Origin of the sequence: Kitasatospora sp. NPDC002965 (assembly GCF_040611255.1) — a bacterium.
Classification (GTDB): domain Bacteria; phylum Actinomycetota; class Actinomycetes; order Streptomycetales; family Streptomycetaceae; genus Kitasatospora.
In genome coordinates this window covers 1-22,653 of the sequence record NZ_JBEXNT010000120.1, presented here as the reverse complement: position 1 = coordinate 22,653, position 22,653 = coordinate 1, and the positions used below count along the sequence as shown (strand labels likewise).

The following is a 22,653-nucleotide window of genomic DNA, read 5'->3' as shown; positions in this document are numbered from 1 at the left end:
GTGGGCCCGCCCGTGCGGCGGGCCCACCAGAGAGACGTCCGACGCGAGAGGGACCGCGATGGCCAACAGCACGAACCCGAATGCCGTCACGAAGGCGGATCCGGCCTCCATCCAGGCCGTGAAGAGCACCATCGAGTCGCAGATGGGGGTCATGGAGGGCGTCAAGCGGGACATCGACATGAGCATCCAGGAGCTGGAGACCAAGTTCCAGGCCAAGTCGAGTGTCGTCTTCGTGCAGAAGATCGGGGACTGGCAGCGGAAGTACCAGGAGGTGATCGGCCTCTACAACGACTTCCTGGGCAAGCTGGCGGCCGGTGAGAACACCTTCAACGCCGCCGAGGAGAACGCCCTGTCGGTCGCCAACAAGAGCCCCGACGGGTACGACCCGATCAAGGACGCCCTGAACCCGCCCAAGTAGGCGACCGAAACCGAAGTCCCACCGGTCCGGGCGCGCTGCCCGGCCGTTCCCCCTCTCCAACGAAACGGGAGTCAGCGAAGTGTTCGTCGAGCACGCGGGCGTCGAGGCCGCCATCCAGTACCTCAGCGACACGGCCGAGCAGATGGAGGACGCGATGCGCATCACCAAGCAGAAGCTGGACAGCTACTACGGCGGTCCCCTCCTCGGTGTCTTCTCCACCGCCGCGGAGAACCTCTCCGAGGCCCTCCGTACGAAGGACGGGGTGATGATCGGTGACATCAACTCCGCCACCCAGGACCTCGCGAAGATCCACCACATCCTCTGGAGCGCGGACTTCGAGGCCGGCCGGGGCATCGGCTGACGACCGACGGACGGGACTGACACGTCATGGCAGAGAACGAGACCGGTGACGGACACGGCGTCACCAAGATCACCGAAGGCTATGTCGCGGACTTCGCGAACCAGAAGCTCCAGGCACTCATCGACGGGTTCACGCAGAACTCGTACGTCCTCGACATCGGTCTCTACGCGACCGACGGCGGCACGACGAGCACGGGACGCCCGTCGCACCTGCTGGCGGGGAACCCGAGCGCGAGTGCTCCGTCCGTCGGGCTCCTCGCCACCGCGTTCAAGAACTACTTCGGCGCGGTCAACGCCGGCTTCGGAACCATCAACAAGCAGGCCACGGACATGAAGCTGGACCTCAAGGATGCCGACCTCATCCTGCAGAACGGCGAGGAGGACGCCATCAGCGTGGCCGAGCTGATGTACCTGCTCAACAACGTCGTTCCCGGCGCCGGGGGCCGCTGACCCCGGCCGCAGTGCCCTCACGCGGGCCGGTCCAGGCGCAGGCCGGCCCGCACCACCGACCCTCCGGGGCCGATCCGATCCGATACGACCGCGCCGGTCCAGTCGAAGGGGTTCACCGTGGGCAAGTACGAGGACGCCGTCGCGATCTTCGCGTCGTCGACCCAGACCAGTCTCGTCGACCGCGGCGCGGTCGCCGGTAAGGACGTCAAGTGGACGCCCGGCGACGGGATGGGGGACGCGACCGTCTACCACGAGTGGAAGACGTCCGACAGCAAGGGCATGCCGCACGACGCCTGGTGGGGGTGGAACTACCACTTCACGTACGAGAACGAGGACTACCGCGGCAGTTACGTCTACGGGGTCAACTTCGACTACTCGACCCTCAACGCGGGTTCGCCGTTCGACCGGTGGCAGCACGAGTTCCTCAAGGTCATCAGCCCGTTGCGGAATCCGCCGTTCGCCAACGACCGGTTCGACGTGGCCGCCTTCGGGCGCGTGGCCGAGGCCCACGAGCGCGCCTCCAAGTTCCTTGAGGAGTGGGTCACCAGGAGCAAGACCTGGGTCGACGAGGTCGACGCTCCGGACGGGGACTGGCAGGGCAGTGCCGCAGGAGCGTTCCACACGGTGCTCGGTGCCTTCCACGGCGAGATCACCAGCTTCCAGCGCCAACTGGCGGACAACGGCGTCAAGAATGCGCTGGGCGGGATGGTCAATCCTCTGCTGGACGTCCTGTCCACCCTGGAGATGGCTTTCCACCAGTGGCGCCAGATGCGACTGGCCCACCCCGCCAACGCCCTCCAGGACGCCGTGGCCGACGCCTTCAAGGACGCCTCGGTCGAGGTCCGCTGGCGGAAGGACACGGTGGCCAAGGCCACCTACGACGCGAACCTCAAGTCGAGCGACATCGCGTCCGCGGACGGGCACGGGGACCTCACCTTCAAGGTGACCGCGTCCCCGTTCGGTGACCCGCAGACGAAGGAGTTCTGGGAGAAGGTCGTCGTCCGGGGCAAGGAGATCTGGCTGGCCAACCTCGCTCGGCCGCTGGACAACGAGGCGGGTAGAGCGCTGATCTTCCTCGAATCGGCCTACACCAGACTCCTGAACCAGATGAACAGCAACCACCCCCGGGTCGCCCTGCGGATGCCGCCGCCCGTCCCGCCGAAGGTGGACGCCCCGCCCGGCGGGGGCGGCACCGGCGGGGGCGGCACCGGCGGCAAGGACGACCTCAACCTGAAGAACGACCTCGGCGGCGGCCCCGGCAACAAGGAGTTCAAGCTCGACGGCGGCGCCGGGGGCGGTGGCACCGGCGGCAGCGGATCCGGTGGCAGTGGCACCGGGGGCATCGGCGGGATCGGCGGCATCGGCGGGAACACCGGCGGCGGTGGCGGTGGGGGCACCAAGCCGCCCACCAGCCTTCCCGGCGGCGTGAAGCCGCCCGAGATCGTCACCGGTGGCGGCAGCGGCGGCAGCGGACCGATCCTCCCGGGTGGCGGAACGACCCTGCCGGGCGGCGGGACGGGCGGCCCCGGCCCGGGCGTGCACGTCCCCGACCTGCTCGGCGGCATCGGGAGCGGCGGCCCCGGGAGCGGCAGCTGGACCGGTGGCGTCGGCGGCGGTACCGGCGGCTCCGGCGGCCGGAACGTCGTGGTGCCGACCGGCTCCCGGGTCACCGAGGACGGCCGGGTGGTGGACGGCGAGGGCCGGCCCGTCCTGGACAACCGCGGCAACCCGATGGTGGTCGGCCGGGACTACACCATCGCCCCGGACGGCACCCTCCTGGACGGCCGCGGCAACCCCGTCTCCGAGAGCCGGCAGATCATCGACGACCTCGGCCACAGCTACCTGAGCGCCGAGGACGACCTGCTCGCGCCCAACGACTTCGGCCTCGGCGCGTCGGGCCTCGGCGGTGTCGGCCTGCTCGGCTCCGCCGGCGGCGGCTCGGGCGGGTCCCTCCTCACGGGACCGGGCGGGATCTCCCCGATCACCGGCGCCGTCGGCGGGACGAGCGCGCGGGGCCTCGCCGCCGGCGGCGACCCGAGCGGACTGAAGGCCGCGGCCGAGGCGGCCACCGAGCGCATGGCGGCCGAGCGCGCGGCCCGCGCCGCGGCGGCCGAACAGGCGGCGCTGACCGGCCGCCAGGTGGCCACCAGCTCCGGCGGCGCCATGCCGCCGATGATGCCGCCCGGCATGGGCGGCGGCGCCGGTGCGGGCGGCAACGAGAAGGACCGCCAGCGCACCACCTGGCTGGCCGAGGACGAAGAGGTCTGGGGCACCGAGAGCGGAGCCGTCGAGGGCGTCATCGGCCGCTGAGACCGGGGCCACCGACGCCGGTGCGCCGGTCCGACAGGGCCGGCGCACCACCCCGACCGGAACGAAACGACGAGGAAGCACGACACATGAGCAATCCCTTCGCGGACCAGATCGCCCAGACCATGGAGGCGATGCGCGACCAGCTCGCCAAGGCCGAGGAGACGCAGGCGGAGCTGGAGAAGCTCACCGCCTCCGTCACCTCCAAGGACCGCCTGGTGACGGTGAAGGTCGGCCCCCAGGGCCAGGTCCTCGCGCTGACCTTCCACACCACCGGCTACCGGGACAAGGCCCCGGCCGAACTCGGCGCGCTGCTCACCGACCTCCTCAACGAGGCCCGCGCCAAGGTGGGGGAGCAGGTCGCCGCCCGGATCCGGGAGTTCGAGGGCATCGGCGACACCCTGCGCCTGTCGATGACCGGCGGCAGCGACCTGGACGACCTGCTGGAGCCGCTGTGGGCGATGCGCCCCGGCTACGCGGACGACGTCGAGAAGAAGAAGACCCGCAAGCAGGAGGAATTCGGTGGCTGACGCCAACGTGCTCGCGAAGACCGAGTACATGAAGAAGGCCTTCGCCGAGTTCACCGAGCTCAAGAACCTCCTGAAGGAGATCGAGGCCGAGGTCGAGATCATCAACCGGGTCAACAAGACGGTCGGCGGCAGCGACGAGATCGGCAAGCAGTACCACGAGCAGATCGACGACCCGACCACCAACCTGACCGAGCTGATCAAGAAGGTCCGTGAGGTGGTCGGCACGGTCGGCGAGAACGGCGAGAAGCTCGCCGACAAGCTCGACCGCGCCGACGACCTCGCCACCGAGATCGCCAACCACGGCTAGCCGTCAGGTACCGGCAGGCTTCGCACCACCCCTGGAACGACCGGAAACGGCAGGCTGATCCACGTGCCCTACTCGTCGATCGTCGTCGACAAGACGACGGCGGACTTCTTCTCCAAGGTCACCGGCATGCCCTGGCCGGAGATCCGGGAAGGCGATCTGCGCGAGGTCCGGGACGCCTACCAGAAGCTCGCGAGGGACCTGCCGGAGCTGCGGCGGCTGATCGCCGAGGTCGCGGTCAAGGCGCGGCAGCAGTTCGAGGGCCAGGCCGCCCGGGAGTTCTCCGAGCAGATGAGCCAGTTCATCGGCGAGAAGGGCGCGGCGGACTACATCGCCACGGCGACCAAGACCGCCACGGCGCTCGCGAAGTGCGCCGACGACGTGGCCACGGCCGCCGAGTACACCAAGTGGATGGCCATCGCCCAGCTCGTCCAGCTGCTGCTGGAGATCGCGCTGGCCATCCTCTGGGCGCCGTTCACCTTCGGCGCCAGCCTCGCCGGGATCACCCTGAAGACGATCTTCACCCGCGCGGTGCTGACGACGTTGATGAAGTTCCTGTTCAAGACGATCCTGCTGCACACCTTCGCGGGGATCATGAGCGGCCTGACCATGGACCTGATCATCCAGGGCATCCAGATCGGCCAGGGGAACCGCAAGGAGATCGACAAGGACGCCCTCAAGCAGGCCGTCCTGTTCGGCGTCATCGGCGGTGTGATCTCCGGTCCGCTCAACCTGATCGGGATGGGCCTCGGCAAGCTGCTCGGCCGGCTGCTCGGCAAGACCGGCGGCCGGGTGGCGGCCGACAAGCTGTCCGACTTCATGATCCACGGCGACCGGGCCGCGCTGAACGAGGCGCTGAAGGCCGGCCTCAAGGGAGCGGCCAAGAGCGGGACCGGCACGCTGGAGAACCTCGCCGGCGTCACGGCGAAGAAGGCGGCGGCCGAGGGCACCGGCAGCTGGCTGGAGAAGTCGGCGTCCCGGGCCTTCGCCCGCGACCTCGGCACGCTGCTGGAGTCCTCGGACAACCTCCTGCGCCACGGCTTCGGCAAGGCCGCGGCCGACAAGTTCGTCGAGCGGATGACCCAGTCCTTCGAGAAGCACCTCAAGGAGAAGATCGGCGAGACCGCCGCCCGGAACCTGGGCAAGGAGTTCGGCGAGACCTTCGTCAAGGGCTGGGGCAAGAACGGCGTCGACCACGCCGCGCTGAGCGCGGGCCTGCGCGAGGTCATGGAGAAGAGCGGCCACAACCTCGCCGAACGCGGCGTCGGCGCGCTCGCGGACCGACTGGTGGACGTCGGCGAGCACATGACGCAGGGCAACCGGATGTTCCACCTCGGCTACGCGGTCGGCGAGCAGCTCAAGGAGGGCGTCCAGGGCAACCTCACCGAGGGCTTCTACAACCTGCTCTTCACCGACAAGCACGAGTTCACCACCACGCTCGCCACCTTCGGCTCGGGCATGGCGATGGGCCTGATGGCCCGTGGTCTGCACCACGCCGCGGCGCCGATGATGCAGCGGTACATGACCTGGGTCCAGGACACCCAGTTCAAGGCGATCGGCGAAGGCCAGTCCAAGTACTTCCCGCCCTACCACCCGCTGACCATCCTGGCGGTGCTGAGCAACCTCTCCGGCAACCCCGCCCCGCTCCTGGTGCCCCGGCTCGGACCGCAGCTCGGCCCGGGCGGCGAGGGGTCGTCAGGGGCGGGCGAGCACCTGCTCGGCTTCTCGCGCGGCGCCCACGGCGAGGCGGACGGCGACGTCGCCTCGGCCTTCCGGCGTGCCTACGGCGACGCCGAGTTGGAGGACATCTTCGGGAACGACGCCGACGCCAACCGGGCGCTGATCCGGGAGGCCTTCGGCCGGGGCCAGATCGAGGACACGTACAGCGACACGTCCGCCCAGGAGGAGTACGCGGCACTGTTCCGGGAGGCGTTCGGGCACGCCCGGCTGGAGGAGGTCTTCGACGGCTGGATGCCGGCGCCCGCGCCGGTCGCCACCGTGTCGCACCAGGGCGACGCACCGAACGCGCCCGGGAGGACCGGGGAGACCGCCCGGCCGCAGCAGGGCCAGGCGCAGGGGCAGACCCAGACTCAGGGGCAGACCCAGACGCAGGGCCAGAACCAGTCCCCGAACCCCTCGCAGAACCAGACCCAGACTCCGAACCAGGCCGCGAACCAGACTCCGGGCCAGGGCCAGTCCCCGAACCGCCCGACCGTCAGCCAGGGGCCGGGGGCGCAGAACCCGGGGGCCGGCGAGGTCGCCCCGGCCGCGCCGGTCCGTACGACGTCCGAGACGGCGGCCCCGTCCGCCGCGTCCACGACGTCCACCGCGCCCGAGAGGTCCGCCCCGATCGCGGCGACCGCCCCGGCCGAGACGTCCGCCCCGGCCACGGCGTCCGCCGCCGCGCACCAGGGGCCGTCCCTGTCACCGGGCGGGCCGTCGGTCGAGCAGCAGACCGCCGGCCTCACCGGGGACCGCGTCGTCACCTCGTCGACCTCCTCCGTCGGTCTCGACGGGGCGTCCGTCCAGCCCAATCCGCAGGAGCGGAACGCGTCGCTCGCGTCACTCCCGCAGGAGCACACCGCCCAGCAGGACCAGACGGCCCAGACCCAGACGGCCCAGACCCAGACCCAGAGTCAGAGCCAGACCCACACCCAGTCCCAGCCCGAGCCTCAGCCTCAGCCTCAGCCTCAGCCCCAGCCCCAGGCCGAGCCGGTGACCGACTCCGGTCAGCAGGTGACCGCGCCCGTGCCGCCGCCCGTCGCCGGCTCGGACCTCCGGCCGGGCTACGCCGCGACGCAGGTCAACCCGCCCGCCGGCCCCCGGCCCACCACCGAGGCGGCTTCCCCGCTGCGGCCCTACGAGGCCCGGCGCGGCACGCTGCCCACCGGGGAGCGGGCCACCGAACTCGTCCTGCGGCTGCACCTTGACAGTACGAGCCTGCGGCAGCCGACGGAGCGGGTCGCCGCCCTGCAGCGCCGCGCCCTGGACGGCGTCGCCGACGCCTACAACAACGGCCACCGGCTGCCCGACGGCAGCGTGCTGCGGGTGCGGGTCGAGTTCGTCGACTCCCCCGGCACCGCCCACCACACGGTGCGGCTGCACGACGGCACCGTCCGTCAGGACGAGGGCAACTGGGGGACGCGGGTCAGCCGGGAGGTGGTCAGCCACGACATCGGACGGGTGCTCGGTCTGCGCGACGGCAACCGGGAGGTCTACCAGGGGACCGGCACGGACCGGGCCGCGCGGGGCCCGCTCCCGGACGGCCTGCGCGCCGTGGGCACCGCCGTCGAGGGCGCGTTCACCCCGGACCGCGACCGGGACGGGCAGCCCGGCGAGCACCGGCCCGAGAGCCGGGCCGCCACGGGCCTTCCGCCGCGTCCCGCGGTCGGACCGCAGGTCCGCGACGCCGCGTTGTACGGACGGCCGGGCGGCGACGACGGCCACCTGCTGACGCCGGGCTTCGACCGGGCCCACCCGGGCGCGAAGTACCAGGAGAACCCCAACGGATCACTGCGCATGGTGCCGCCGTCGGGCGGCGGTACCGCCGCCCGCACCCTCTTCCCTCCGCACTGGAACGCGGACGAGGCCGTGTACGCCGCCGAGCAGGCGTATCTGACAGCCGGGCCAGGGGGCCCGGGCCCCGTCCACTGGACGGGCGAGTACGCCGGCGTGCGGATCGAGGGCGACGCGACCGGCGGCGCGATCACCTCGTTCCGCCCCTCCGACGACCAGAGCGGGCTGAACCCGCCGCCCTACGCCCCGAACCGGCCCGTGCCCGACCACGCGGCCGCGCTCGGCAAGCCCGTGGCGCCCGGCGACCGACGGGCGCTGACCGGGGTCCACCACCGGCTCGGTACGGCCGAGCAGAGGGCCTCCGGCATCCAGGTCGTGCCGGTCAAGGGCTCCGACCACCCGAACGGCACCAGCCGGGCGAAGGTCTGGTTCCTGGACCCGAACCTGCTGCCGGGCTCCTCGGAGGCGGCCCTGCCGAGCCGCTGGCGCACGTCGGCGGACGCGCCGGAGACGGTGCTCTACCCCAGGAAGTGGTCGCCCGACCGGGCGGACCGGGCGGCGCGGACGGCTTACGACAGCCCGGTCCGCCGTAGCACGCCGGTGGGCGAGGACGGGACGGAGCACTGGATCGGCGAGGCGCACGGCGTCCGGATCGAGGGGCTCAGCCGGGACGGCGCGATCCTGACCCACCGGCCGGCCGACCTCCAGCCGCACACCGGGTACCGCCGCTGGGACGACGCGGCCGTCACCACGCGCTCCGAGCCGGTCGCCCTCCCGCTGGACGGCGGGACCCGCCCGGTCACCGTCCGGCGGGTGCTGTTCGACAACGGCCAGGAGGGCCTTCAGGTCACCGCCCGGCTCCACCTGGAGCCGACGCAGCCGCTGTCGTTCGTGCAGCTGGACTACGCGCACGAGCGCCTCCGGGTCCTCGCCCAGCAGTACGTCTCCCGGCAGGCCGGCGACGGGACGGTCCTGGACCTGCGGCTCCGGTTCACCGACGACCCGGACGACGCGTTCAGCAGCGCGAGGATCGACGACGACACGGACCACGACCTGGCGCGGCACCTGGGCCCGCTGCTGGACGCGGCGGGGCCGGACGGCCTGCGCGGCCTGCTGGAGCGGCACGCGCCGGCCTCCGTGCTGGACCCGGTCCGTGCGGAAAGCCTGCCGAAGCCCGTGCCCGGCAGCCTGCGCGAGCCCGGTCCGCCCCGCCCCGACGAGCAGCCGCCCCGGACCGTGGACCGGATGGGGCAGGAACGGGAATCGCTGCGCGGGCACTTCACCGACGAGGCCTGGACCCGGCCGCACCGCGGGTTGCCGTCGCACTGGACCGCCGACGACGTGCTGTTCGCGGCCGACCAGGTCCGCAGGCAGGCGGAGGCGAGGACGGACGGCGGCCTCCCCCCGAAGGGGGCGGTGCGCCTGAAGGGCAAGTTCGCCGGCGCCGGCATCGCGGTCCGGATCACGGACGGTTTGATCAGCAGTATCGAGGGCGTCCCCGGCGACCACGGGCTCCGGCCGTCGGGCCGGGAGAACCGGCCGCACCAGGTCCTCGCCACGGCGGAGGTCCGGCCGCCCTCCGACGCGTTCCTGGCGAGGGTCGGGGAGCGCTCCTTGCAGTCGTTCGAGGCCGGCCGGATCCGGCTGGCCGACGGCGACACCCAGACGGTGCTGAAGCTGCGGGTGCACCTCGACACCTCGCCGCTCGGCGCGTCGGGTCAGGACGACCCCAGGCTGGACGGCCTGCGCGACCGGGCCCGGCGCGGTGTCGACGAGCAGTTCAACCGGGGGCAGCGGCTTCCCGGCGGGGACCTGCTGCGGGTCGAGGTGGAGTTCACCGACCGACGGGAGGACGCCCACCACACCGTCACGGTCCACCCGGTCTTCGCCCGGGAGAGCCTGACGGAGTGGAGCGTCGGCACCACCGAGCGGGTGCTCGCCCACGAGCTCGGGCACGCCCTCGGCCTCCCCGACGAGTACCGCGAGGCGACCGGCGGCCCGCGGCCCGTCTACCAGGACAACGCGCTCATGGGCACCCCGTACCTGGACCGGTCCGGCCTGCCCCTCGTGGACCAGGACCACCGGGGGGCCGCCGCGGCCGAGCTGGCCGCCCCGGGGCTCCCGGTCCGCTACCTGCGGGAACTCGGCGCCGTCGTCGACCCGCTGTTCGACCTCCCCGGTGGCCCGGCCGACCGCGGCGGCCCGCCGTCCAGGGCGGCCTTCGGCGAGGACGTCCGCCGTGCGGCCCTGTACGGCCCGTCGGACGGCAGCGGGGGACACCTGTACCCCGCGCCCGGTTCCGACCGCCCCCGGCCGGAACGGATCCAGGACTCGGAGCACCGCAACGGCACGTTCAAGGTCGCCGACCGCGATCCCGGCCCCGAGCGGGTGCGCAGCCACGGACTGGCCGGCGACCTCGCGGTGCCCGCGCGCCGCCCGGAGCCGGACGGCGAGGAGCCGCCCCGTCGGACGCGGACCATGTTCCCCGCGCACTGGACGTCCGACGACGCGGTGTACGCGGCCGAGCAGGCCTACCACAGTGCCCGTCGCACCGGGCTGGTCACCGAGCAGGGGCCCGGCTCGTACCGCTGGGTGGGCGAGTACGGCGGGGTGCGGATCGAGGGCCGGGTGACGGGCGGGGAGTTCACCTCCTTCCGGCCGTCCGAGGACCAGGGCGGCCTGGCGACCCCGAGTTTCCAGCCGATGCGCCCGGTGGAGCGCACCTTCGCGCTGGGCGCGGAGGACCACGCCCGCTACGGCGACCGGCAGACCCTCACCGGTGCGCACCACGCGCCGCCCGTGGCGGCCGCCATGGCCAAGGGCCTCATGATCGGCCCTCCGCAGCGCGAGAACGAGAACGGCACCTATCGGGCGACCGCGTGGTTCCTCGACCCGAAGGTCGCCCCGGGATCGCCGCTGTCGACCTTCGACACCCGCTGGCACCGCAGCGCGGCCGAGGCGCCGCACACGATGTACCCCAAGGGCTGGACGCCGCACGAGGTCCTCTCCGCCGTGGAGGCGGCGTACGCGGCCCGGCGCGACCCCCGGCCCCGGGGCGACGGTGACGAGCACTGGGTGGGCGAGGCGCGCGGCGTCCGGATCGAGGGGATCACCCGGGACGGGCTCCACCTCGTCCACCGCCCGACGGCCGAGCAGCCGATCACCCGGTGGGACTGGAAGGAGGTGACCGCGAAGTCCTCCCCCGGCTCGATGAGTTTCGGGAGCCGCCGGGCGGTCGTCCAGCACGTCCGCTTCGCCGCCGGCCAGACCGGCCTGCTCCTCACCGCCAAGGTGCACCTGGACTTCCCGCCCGGGACGCCGCAGATCACGGTCGTGCGCCATCAGATGGCGGTGCGCAACGCCGCGGAGGCGTACGTCCGCCTGCACTCGGGCGAGGGCGATCCGCCGGCCCGGTTCGAGATCGAGTTCACGAAGGTCGCGGCCAGGGACGGGCTGAGCGTCCCCCTCGCCGCAGACGCCGGCACCCGGGACCTCGACCTGCGCACCTACCTGCCGGACCTCGCCGACCCGGACCGGATGCCGCTCTCCGAGCTCCTCGGCCTGGCCGGCTGGCACGCCGGGGATTCGGACTGGACGCCCCACGGCGACCCGCGCCCCGAGGTGCCGCCGCTGCGTGCGCCCGGCACGCCCGGAACGGGCGAGCGTCCGGCGACCCTGCCCCAGCTGGGAGCGGACACGCCGAACGGCTGGCCGAGGTTCGCCCCGGGGGTCAAGGACGGCGTCAACGTCGGCCTGCCGTCCGCATGGACCCGCCTGGACGCCATGCACGCCGTGCAGAAGGCGATGGACGAGCGGCCCGCCCCGGCGGCTCCGGCCGACGAGGTGACGGTCGGCGGGATCCGGATCAGGGTCCGGACCGAGAACGACCTGATCGTCGACTTCTTCGGGGCCCCGGGCCAGACCTTCCCGTCCCAGCTCTCCCGGCCGGAGCGCACCCTCGGCGAGATACCGCACACCGTCCGGGCCTCCGACGAGCCCGGATCCGGGCCCGCACCGGCCGGGGGAGCGGAGGGGCAGCAGACCGCGCCCGAGACCGCGCCTGCCGAGACCGCGCCCGTCGGCCCGCAGGACGCGCTGCCGGCCGCCCTGCGGAACCCCGGCTGGCAGACGTTCACGTCCGACGGGGCGGCCACGCCCCCGCCGCGGGCGGAGCGGACGGCGTCCGGACCGCAGCCGGTGACCGAGCCGAACGGCGTGGTCCGGACGTACGACACCTGGCACCTCGCGGACGGCATCGCCGCGGACGCCCCGATCGCCGCGTTCCCGTCCCGCTGGAGGCGCCCGGTGGGGGCGCCCGGGCAGGCGCACTACCCGGAGGGCTGGACGGCGGCGGTCACCGCGCACCACGTCCAGGAGGCGATGGCGAACGCCTGGTACGGCGGCCCGGCGGACGGCGGCCACTCGCTGGTCGTCGGCGACTCCGGCGGCGTCTCGATCGTCGGGCTGTTCGGTCCGAACGGCGACTTCCTCCTCCACCGCCCGTACGACTGGCAGCCGGCTCCCCAGCACGGTGGCCACCCCTGGCCCGGGGCCGGGGTGGCGGCTGTCGGGGAGCCGCACCCGCTCCCGGACCTCGGGCCGGTGGAGATCCGGAAGGTGCGCTTCGACGACGACGGTGCGGACGGCGCCGGCTCCGGCGTCCAGGTCACCGCCAGGATCCGGCTGACCCCGGGCGCCCTGGCCGGCGAGACCGAGCTGCACCGCGCGCAGGACGCCCTGAGGGCGCAGGTCGAGCCGTACCTGGAGGGTCAGCGGGACGGTTCGCGGCGGCTGGACCTGCGGCTGGAGTTCACCGACGACCCGGACGTCCCGGCGACCGTGGTCGGTCTCGGCGACGCGCCGACCCTCCGGGCCGCCCTGCCCCGCCTGTACGAGGGGGCGGGTTCGCACGACCTGCTGTTCGTCCTGGAGCGGCACCTCGACGGAATCCCGGACCCGGTGGAGGCGCACGGCGGCCACCACTGGGCGACCGGGCTCCGGCCGCACTTCACGGCCGAGGCCTGGGACCGGCCGGGTCGCGGCCTCCCCCGGGAGTGGACCGCGGACGAGGCCAGGTACGCCGCGCGCGAGATCATGCGGACCAGGCCGGCCGCCGTCGCCGGCCCGGGCACGCCCGCGCCGGTGGTCCACCGGGGCACCTTCGCCGGTGTGCGGGTGAACGTGCGGGTGGAGCACGGGGTCATCACCGACGTCTGGGGCGAGCCGCACCAGCGGTTCGGCCCGCAGCTGACCGCGCCGCAGCCCGAGCCGCACCGGGTGATCGGCACCCACGAGGTCGTCCCGCCGGGCAACGCGTTCGACCGGAGCCTGGACGTCCGCGTGGTCCAGCGCTTCGAGGCCACCCGCATCAGGCTGGCGGACGGCGACACCGAGACCGTGCTGACGGTGCGGGTGCGACTGGAGACCTCGACGCTGGACCTGGCCGACCCCGCCACCGTCCGGGCACTGGACGCGCTGCGGGACTCGGCCAGGGAGGGCGTCAGGGAGATCTACGACGTCGGCCAGCGGCTGCCCAGCGGCGACCGGCTGCGCGTCGAGCTCCGGTTCGTCGAGACCGAGGCGGAGAGCCACCACACCGTCAATGTCCTCCAGGAGACGGACCGGGAGAACCACCGGACGTGGAGTCTGGACACCACCGGCGCGGTGGTCGCGCACGAGGTGGGTCACCTCCTGGGCCTGCCCGACGAGTACCGGGAGGCGTCCAGGGGCGCACGGCCGGTGTACGTGGACGGCGGCCTGATGGGCGGCCGCCACATCGACCGCTTCGGCCGCTACCCCGTGGACCAGGACCACATGGCCATCGGGCCGAACGTCATCGACCCCTCGCGGGCACTCGCGACGCGGAACCTGCGCCAGCTGGGCGCGGTGGTCGACATCGCCTTCGGCAGGGACCGCGGCCCGGAGCCGGGCGGCGCCCCGGCGAGGCCCCTGGTGACGGAGGACACGCGCCGCATCGCGCTGTACGGCGGCCGGGACGGGAGCGGCCACCTCTACCCGCCGGCGGGATCGGAGCGGCCGAGGCCGCCGAGGCCGGCCGGCTCCGAGAACCGCAACGGCACCTTCAGGGTGGTGTCCGAAGGACCGGCCGACGCGACGGCGACGCGGACCGGCACCCCGGCGGGCGACCTGGCTGCGCCGAGGCGCAGCCGGACGATGTTCCCCGAGCACTGGACGGCGGACGACGCGGTGTACGCCGCGGAGCAGGCGTACCAGCACGCCCGGCGCACCGGCGCGACCACGGAGACCGGGCCGACCTCGTACCGGTGGACCGGCGAGTACGGCGGCGTCCGGGTCGAGGGCCGGACCGAGGCGGGGCAGATCACCTACTTCCGGCCCTCCGACGACCAGGGCGGCTTGGACGCACCGGCGTACCTGCCGTGGCGCCGCACCGACGGGTCCCTCGACCACCGGGTCGAGGACCTCGTCCGCTACGGCGACCGGCTCACCCTGTCGGGCGGGCACCACCGGCCGACCGAGGAGGCCGGCCGTCGGCGCGGGATCGCCGTCGGACCGGCGGCGGAGGCCAACCCCAACGGGACCTACCGGGCGGCCGTCTGGTTCCTGGAGCCCGGTGTCACTCCGGGCACGCCGCTGTCGGAGTTCCCCTCCCGCTGGCACCGCCGCGAGGACAGCCCGACGCAGACCTTCTACCCGGCGGGCTGGACACCCGGGCAGGTGCTCTCCGCGGTGGACCGTGCCTACACGAACCGAACCGGGGGGGACACCCGCAACGACGGCACCGTCCACTGGACCGGGGAGGCGGACGGCGTCCGGATCGAGGGCGTCACCCGGGACGGACGGCACCTGATCCACCGTCCGACGGCCGATCAGCCGGGCGCGCCGGCCGCTGCCTCGCCGCACGGGCCGCTGGTCGTGCCCGGGACCCCGGGCACCGGCGAGCGTCCCGCGACCGTCAGCCGGGCGGTGGACGAGGGGATGGGTTCCGGAGACGCCTTCTCCGCCGGGCTCGCGGCCTGGGACGGCTCGGGCGACCCTCCCGGCGGGGGCGCCGGCACCCCCCGGCCGGGCCGGAACCTGCCGCCCGAGTGGACCCTGGCGGAGGCCAGGTACGCGGCCGTGCAGGGCTCGCGGATCGGCTCGGACCGCACGGGCGTGGACCCCGCCACGGGCCTGCGGACCGAGACCGGTGAGGTCGAGCACCAAGGGATCCGGATCACGGTCGTCCGGGACTGGGACTCGTACCGCATCATCGACATCTACGGCTCCCCGGACCAGGCTTTCGCCCCCCAGGGCCGCAAGATCGTCCCCGAGCGGAACCCCGGGCAGACGGGCCCCGAAGCAGGGCCGGTCCTCCCGCATGCCACCAGCAGGGCGGAGGCGTCCCCTTCGAGTCCGCACCCGGACGCGGACGGGGACACCGACCTCCACTCGGACGCGGGCAGCGAGTCGTCCTGGGACTCCTCTCAGGACGAGGCCATGGACCAGTACTCGGACGTCGACGACAGGTCCGAGGCGGACTCGCTGGACCTCATGCTGTCCTCCGACGACGAGGGCATGGAGTGGGAGGGCGGTTCCGACGCCGGTTCCGACCGCAGCTCCGAGGACCGGGACTCGCAGTCGGACCTGCGCTCGGACCTGCACATGGACCTGGACGAGGCACCGCTGCAGCAGCCGAACCGGGTCCGGCCGGCGTACGAGGCGCCCGCGCCGGACCTGAGGTTCGCGATGGTCCTCGATCCGGTCGAGGTCACCGCACCCGCGAACACGGCGCTGCACGGCAGCGTCTCCACCCGTCTCCGGCGGTTCCAGGCCGCCCGCGGCCTCCTGCTGGACGGCAGTCCGGCGGTCGAGGCCGTCGTGCGGATCCACCTCGACACCTCGGAGCTGCCGGCCGGTCAGGACCACACCGAAGCCCTGCGGAACCTGCGGGAGCGCGCCCGGCAGAGCGTCGACGAGTACTACAACACCGGGCACCGGCTGCCGGACGGCGACGTCCTGGTGGTGCGGACCGAGTTCGTCGAGGACGCGGGTCAGGCGCACCACCGGGTGCGGGTCCTGGACGGGGAGGTGCGCGAGCACTCCGACATCTGGGGTCTGCACACGGACCGGGCCATCCTGGGCCACGAGATCGGCCACCTGTTCGGCCTGCCCGACGAGTACCGGGAGCGGCGCCTCTACGAGGAGGGGACCGACCAGAACGGCAACCCCGCGGTCGTCTCGCTGGAGGTCCACCCCCGGACCGTCCACACCGACGCGGGCCTGATGGCCGGCACCCTCGCCGGCCACGGCCGCCCCCGGGTCGACATGGACGCCGCGGTCAACGCGGACGACACCCCGATGCGGTTCACGCTCGCCCCGCGGAACCTGCGCGAGCTGGGCCAGGCGATCGAGCACGCCCTCGGCGCCACGCACACCCTGCCCACCACCGGCCACGACCTCCCGCGCCGGGCGGCCTTCGGCCTGGACGCCCGGCAGTCGTCGCTGTTCGGCGACACCCGCAGTCCGGGCGGTCACCTGTTGCCGCCGGTTGGCTCGGACCGGGCGGCGCCCGAGCGGGTGGTCCGGGTGGAGCGCAACGGTGTCGTGGTCGCCGACTTCTCGGCGGAGCCCGCCGCGGGTCCGTCCCGTGCCCGCCGGGTGGACACCCTGTCCGCGGCCGGTGACCTGCTGACCACCGGGCCCGTCCACCGGCGGATGTTCCCGCGCAACTGGACGAGCGAGGACGCGGTGTACGCGGCCGAGCAGGCGTACCTGCACGCGCTGGGGACCAACGCCGTCGTCCCGCTCGGGGGGAGCCGGCACCGCTGGACCGGTGAGTACGCCGGGGTGCGGATCGAGGGTGAGGTCCGGGGGGAGCAGTTCCTGTCGTTCCGTCCGGCGGACGTGCAGCCGGACGTGGATCCGCCGCTGAACGCCCCGCACCGTCCCACTCCCGACGACCCGGCCCGGGCCTTCGGGGCGTTCGGCCAGCGCGCCGAGGACGTCGTCCGCTACGGCGACCGGCAGAACCTCACCGGCCTGCACCACGAGCTGAGGCCGGAGCACGTGGCGAACCCGGCGAACACGCTCCGGGCGCACGGCGTCAGGATCGTCGAGACCACCCCCCCGATCCACAACGGCACGTACCGGACCCGGGTGGCCTTCCTCGACCCGACCGTCGCGCCGACCTCCCCGCTCGCCCGCTTCGCGACCCGCTGGCGGTTCCGCGGCAACGCCGACGGCGGGAGCGGGCGCACCATGTACCCGCGGGACTGGGTGGCCGAGGACCTGCTGGCCGTCGTCGACGACGCGCACGACGGCGTCCCGGACGATCAGCGGGTGTACCTGGAGGACGGCCGGACGTACTACTGGGTGGGGGAGGCCGACGGGGTCCGCATCGAGGGACTCTCGCGCGACGGCGCCCACCTGGCCCACCGTCCGACCGACACGCAGCCCATGACCGCGTGGGACCAGCGGCGGGTGCTCCGCACCTCGCCCGCCACCGGGACCTGGATGGGCGACCGACCGTTCTCCACGGCCCGGGTCCTGTTCGACTCCGGGCAGGAGGGCCTGCGGATCACCGTCCCCGTGCGCACGGTCGTCGAGGGCCCCGTGACGCCGGAGCTGCGCGCGTTCGCCGAGGACGAGATCCAGCGCAGGGTGAACGACTACGTCCAGGAACGGGCGCTGGAGACCGCGGGCACGAACGGGGTGCCGCCGAGGCTGGTCGTCGTCGTCCTCGACTTCGCCCCCGGACACCCGGACGTCTTCTCCGAGGTGGTCGTGCGCCCCGACGGGATGTCGGGCGTGTCGAGCGTCCTCGGCCCGCTGGCCGTCCAGGGCCAGGACCACGTGTTCAACGGGATCACCGCCGCACTGAGCGACTTCACGACCCCGTTCGCGGACCTGGTCGCCCAGCAGGGCGCCCCCCGCGTCCCCGCCGACCTGCGCGAACCCGGCCCGCTGCGGCCGGGCGAGGCCCCGCCCGCCGTGCGGGCCGGCTGGGACCAGCAGACCGTGCGGCAACTGCTCCACCTGGACGCGCGGTTCAGCCATGCGGCCGCGGTCGCCGACCCGCGCGACCTTCCCGTCGACCGGAGCCTGCCCCGGGAGTGGACCGCCCGCGACACGCGCTGGGCGGCGGTCCAGCTCCTCAACCAGCAGGAGAGCGTGCACGGCTCGACCGTGACCGAGGTCGTCGAAGGCCGGATCGGCGACGTCCGGATCCAGGTCCACGTGGAGGACGGGCAGATCGTCGGCGTCAACGGCGTCGGTGACCAGCGGGACCTCCCGCAACTGCACGGCTCGCCGATTCCGCCGGACGCCGAGGCGCAGCCCGCTCCCACCCTCGTCTCCGCGACGCAGCGGTCCGCGGCCTCCGCCTGGCAGCCCGTCGACCTGGACGGCACGGTAACGGGGACCCCGCGCCGCGCGCCCGCCCTGGTGGGCGACCAGACGAGGGTGACCCTGCCCAACGGCACGACCCGGGTCGTCGCGGTGCACCTGGACCCGGCGGTCGGCCAGGGCGCCCCGGCCACGCTGTTCCCCTCGCGCTGGCACCGGTCGGCGCTCGATCCCGGGACGGTGTACTACCCGGAGCACTGGAGCGGGCCCCAGCTCACCGCGCACGTCACCGCCGCGCTCGACCACCCGCTCCTCACCCGCCAGGAGGACGACGGCTCCCGTCTCGTGGTCGGCCGGGCGGACGGCGTGTGGATCGAGGGCCGGTTCGGTCCGGACGGCACCCTCTACTTCCACCGTCCGTCCCCGCACCAGACGCTCGACAACCCCGACTACCGCGGCCCCGCCTCGACGACGGCCCGCCAGGGCACCGAGGTGCAGCTGACCGGCCTCGGGCCGGTCCGGGTCCGCCGCGACCTCATGTTCGACGGCTCGGAGGTCGTCCGGATCACCGCCCGGGTCAGGCTGGTGGGCGGCGAGCACACCACCGGGGCCGAGCTCCGGCAGGCCGAGGGGACGTTGCGGCAGGCCGCCGAGGCGTACGTCGACGGGCATCGGGACGGCAGCGACACCCCGATGGACCTCCGGCTGGAGTTCACCGGGGACGCCGACGCCACCGAGGTCCGGCTCGAACCCGGGCAGGACCCCACCATCGAGCAGGCCCTGCCGCGGCTGCACGAGGCGGCGGGCGCGAACCGGCTGGCCGAGGTCCTGGCCTCGGAGGACCAGCCGCAGGCGCCGCCGGCACCGCGCAGCGTGTCCGGCGAGTCGATGCTCGACGGCCGGCGACGGTACTTCGCGGCGTCCGCGTGGGACCGCCCGACCGAGGGCCGCAACCTGCCGCGCGAGTGGACGGCCGACGAGGCCCGGTACGCCGCGAGCGTGGTCGCGGGCTCGACGCACCGCGTCCCGGCCGGCCCCGTGCCGCGCGGGGGCACGACCGCGCCCGAGCAAGTCCACGGCACGTTCGCCGGGGTGCGGCTGACGGTGCGGATCGAGAACAACCGCATCACCGACTTCTGGGGCCAGCCGGACCAGCGCGTGCCGCGCCAGCTGACCCGGCCCGGGCCCGAGCAGCACCAGGTGCTCGGCACCCACGAGGTCCGTCCACCGACGGACCCCTTCGACCGCAGCCTGGAGGCCCGCGAGCTCCAGGAGTTCTCGGTGAGCCGGATCAGGCTCGCCGACGGTGACACCGAGTCGCTGGTGAGCGTCAGGCTGCACCTGGACGTCAGCCGGCTGGACCTGGCGGACCCGCACGCCGTGCGCCTGCTCAACGACCTGGCCAACCGGGCCCGCGCCGGGCTGGCGGAGACCTACAACGGCGACCAGCGGCTGCCCAGCGGCGACCGGCTGCGGGTACGGGTCGAGTTCGTCCAGGATCCCGCCGTCGCGCACCGCACCGTGGCCGTCCACCCGGGCCCGATCCGGGCGAGCTTCGACAACTGGGACCTGCAGACCCCGGCCACGACCCTCGTCCACGAGGTCGGCCACCTGCTCGGGCTGCCGGACGAGTACCGCGAGGGCCACTCCCGCGTGGACCGCCGCCGGCCGGTCCACCTCGACGGCGGTCTGATGGGCTCCTACACCCGTGACCGCTTCGGCCGGCCCATGGCCGACACCAACAACCGGCCCGCCGCCCCGGGCGTCCCCGACGCGCGGCCCGTGCTGCGCGCGCGCAACCTGCGGCAGCTGGGCGCCGTGATCGACCTCGCCTTCGGCGCCGACCGCGGGCCCGGGCCGGACGGCACCCACCCGCCGCGTCCCCGGGTGAACGAGGACGCCCGGCGCACCGCGCTGTACGGCGACCTGAACGGGACCGGCCGGCGGGTGTCGAGCGGCGGGCGCGACGGCGGCGGCCACCTGTTCCCGCAGCCCGGCTCCGACCGGCCGGAGCCGACCCGGATCCCGGGCTCGGAGAACCGCAACGGCACCTTCCGGGTCTTCGGCGGCCCGGCCGACGGCGCGGCGACCGGCCACCACCGGCTGGCCGGCGACCTCGCGGCCGGTCCGGCCGTCCAGGACCGCGGCCGCACCATGTTCCCGGAGCACTGGACGTCCGACGACGCGGTCTACGCGGCGGAGCAGGCGTACCAGCACGCGCTCCGCCGGGGCGACGAGGCGTTCACCGAGCTCAGCCCGGTCTCCTGGGCGTGGACCGGTGAGTACGGCGGGGTGCGGATCGAGGGCCGGGTCGTCCTCCGGATCGAGCGCCGGGCGGGCGGCCCGTTCGAGATACCGGAGATCGTCTCCTTCCGTCCGTCCGACGACCAGAGCGGGCTGGGCGCGGCTTCGCACCTGCCGTGGCGCCCGTTCCCGGCCGGTTTCGACCAGCGGGTCGGGGACCTCGTGCGCTACGGCGACCGGCAGACGCTCGCCGGCGTCCACCACCAGCCGCCGGAGCGGATCGGGTACGGGGACGGCGACCGCCCCCGGGTCGACCAGGCCGGCCAGCGGAAGGGCGTGCGGATCGGGACGGCCTTCGCCGCCCACCCCAACGGGACCTACCGCGCCCAGGTCTGGTTCCTCGACCCGGTCGTCGCCCCGAGGGCGCCGATGGAGGCCTTCCCCTCCCGCTGGCACACCCGCGCGGACAACCAGTCCCACATGTTCTACCCGCGGGACTGGCACGCCGACCACGTCCTGGACGCCGTCGAGGAGGCCCACCACGGCCGGAACCGGGCCGACGACCGCGTCGTGAACGGCGCCGTCCACTGGACCGGCGTCACCGGCGACGGTGTCCGGATCGAGGGCATCACCCGGGACGGTCGGCACCTGATCCACCGTCCGGCGGACGAGCAGCCCGGTGTGCGCCTGCCGGCGGACGCGCCCCGTTCCGCCCCGCTCACCGAGCCGGGGTCCTCCGGTACCGGCAGGCGCCCGGACACCGTCGTCGCGATGTCCCTGAACCCGGTGCCCGCAGGCCACGTCAGCCCGGACCTCAGCGCCGCGGCAGGCCGCGGCCTGCCGCGGGAGTGGACGCCGGAGGAGCGGCTCTTCGCGGCCGCCAACGGCCGGCGGATCGAGGAGGAGACGCTGGTCGAGGACGGGTTCCAGGTCCGGGTGCGGTTCGCCGAGGTCGAGATCACGGTGCTGCGGGACGCGGAGTACCGGATCGTCGACTTCGCGGTCGCGGACGGCCACACCCCGCCGCCCCAGCTCACCATCCCGGTGCCCGAGCGCGGCACCGGCCGGCGGGCCGCCCCGGGCCCGGTCGAGCAGCTGTTCGCGCCGGACCCCCAGCGTTCGGACGAGGGCTCCGACCACGGGCCCGGTCCGCAGGACGGCCGTCTCCTCTCCGACGGGGACGAGGACGAGGCCATGGACCTGTACCGGGACTCCGACGAGGAGATGGACTACGCCACCGACTCCACGCTCGACTTCCTGTCCTCCGACGACGACATGGAGTCGGTCCACGGCTCCGACTCCGACTCCGACGTCCGCTCCGTGGACATGGACACGGACACGGACGGGGACAGGGACGGGGCGGCGCACCCGGTGCGCCCGGCGTACGAGGCACCCGCGACGGACCTGACGATCGCCCGGGTCCTCAGGACGGTCGAGGTCGAGGCGCCCGCGGACCCGGCGCGGCACAGCAGCGACGCCACCGGTCACCGGCGGTTCCAGGCCGGCCGTGCCGTCCTCGTGGACGGCACCCCGGCGGTCGAGGTCGTGGTGCGGATCCACCTCGACACCTCGGGGCTGCCGGCCGGTCAGGACCACACCACGGCCCTGCGGAACCTGCGGAACCGCGCCCGGCAGAGCGTGGACGAGTACTACAACACCGGGCACCGGCTGCCGGACGGCGACGTCCTGGTGGTGCGGACCGAGTTCGTCGAGGACGCGGGTCAGGCGCACCACCGGGTCGAGGTCTTCGAGGGAGAGGTCCGTGAGACCCAGGAGGCATGGGGCCTGGGCACCACCCGGACCGTCCTGGCCCACGAGATCGGCCACCTGCTCGGCCTGCCCGACGAGTACCGGGAGCGACGCCTCCACGAGGAGACCGTCGACGGGAACGGCGACCGCACGGTCGTCGAGCACGAGATCCGCCCCCGGCCCTCGTACCCCGACGCCGGGCTGATGGGCGGCACCCACGCGGGCAACGACCGGGTCCGCTTCGACCAGGACGCCGGGATCATCACGGACGACACCGACATCCGGTTCGCGCTCGCCCCGCGGAACCTGCGCGAGCTGGGCGCCGTGATCGAGCAGGCCCTCGGCGCCGCGCCGGCCGGGCCGACCGCCCACGGGCTCCCGCGCCGGGCGGCCTTCGGCCTGGACGCCCGGCAGTCGTCGCTGTTCGGCGACACCCGCAGTCCGGGCGGTCACCTGTTGCCGCCGGTTGG

At 74.0% G+C, this 22,653-nt stretch carries 7 protein-coding genes; all 7 read left to right on the top strand.

All coding sequences use genetic code 11. From position 1 onward, the window contains the following. Positions 1–58: 58 nt before the first annotated feature. Positions 59–418 carry a WXG100 family type VII secretion target gene (locus ABZY91_RS32890; protein ID WP_329884406.1) on the top strand — a complete coding sequence of 120 codons (360 nt, stop codon included), beginning with the start codon at positions 59–61 and terminating at the stop codon, positions 416–418. A 79-nt stretch (positions 419–497) separates the two neighbouring features. After that, complete coding sequence (locus ABZY91_RS32885; protein WP_355406724.1) at positions 498–779, top strand: hypothetical protein; 282 nt, start codon at positions 498–500, stop codon at positions 777–779. A 26-nt stretch (positions 780–805) separates the two neighbouring features. Continuing rightward, entirely contained in the window at positions 806–1,228 is a 423-nt protein-coding gene (locus tag ABZY91_RS32880; protein ID WP_355406722.1) for a hypothetical protein, read from the top strand. A 117-nt stretch (positions 1,229–1,345) separates the two neighbouring features. Continuing rightward, entirely contained in the window at positions 1,346–3,538 is a 2,193-nt protein-coding gene (locus ABZY91_RS32875) for a hypothetical protein (protein WP_355406720.1), read from the top strand. A gap of 86 nt (positions 3,539–3,624) precedes the next feature. Continuing rightward, positions 3,625–4,065, top strand: coding sequence for a YbaB/EbfC family nucleoid-associated protein (locus ABZY91_RS32870; protein ID WP_329884414.1), 441 nt, complete (start codon positions 3,625–3,627; stop codon positions 4,063–4,065). After that, positions 4,058–4,372 carry a hypothetical protein gene (locus ABZY91_RS32865; protein ID WP_329884416.1) on the top strand — a complete coding sequence of 105 codons (315 nt, stop codon included), beginning with the start codon at positions 4,058–4,060 and terminating at the stop codon, positions 4,370–4,372. Before ABZY91_RS32870 ends, ABZY91_RS32865 begins: the two co-directional genes overlap by 8 nt. Positions 4,373–4,435: 63 nt before the next feature. Then, positions 4,436–22,653: EndoU domain-containing protein (locus ABZY91_RS32860; protein WP_355406718.1), on the top strand; the 18,218-nt coding region annotated here is incomplete at its 3' end.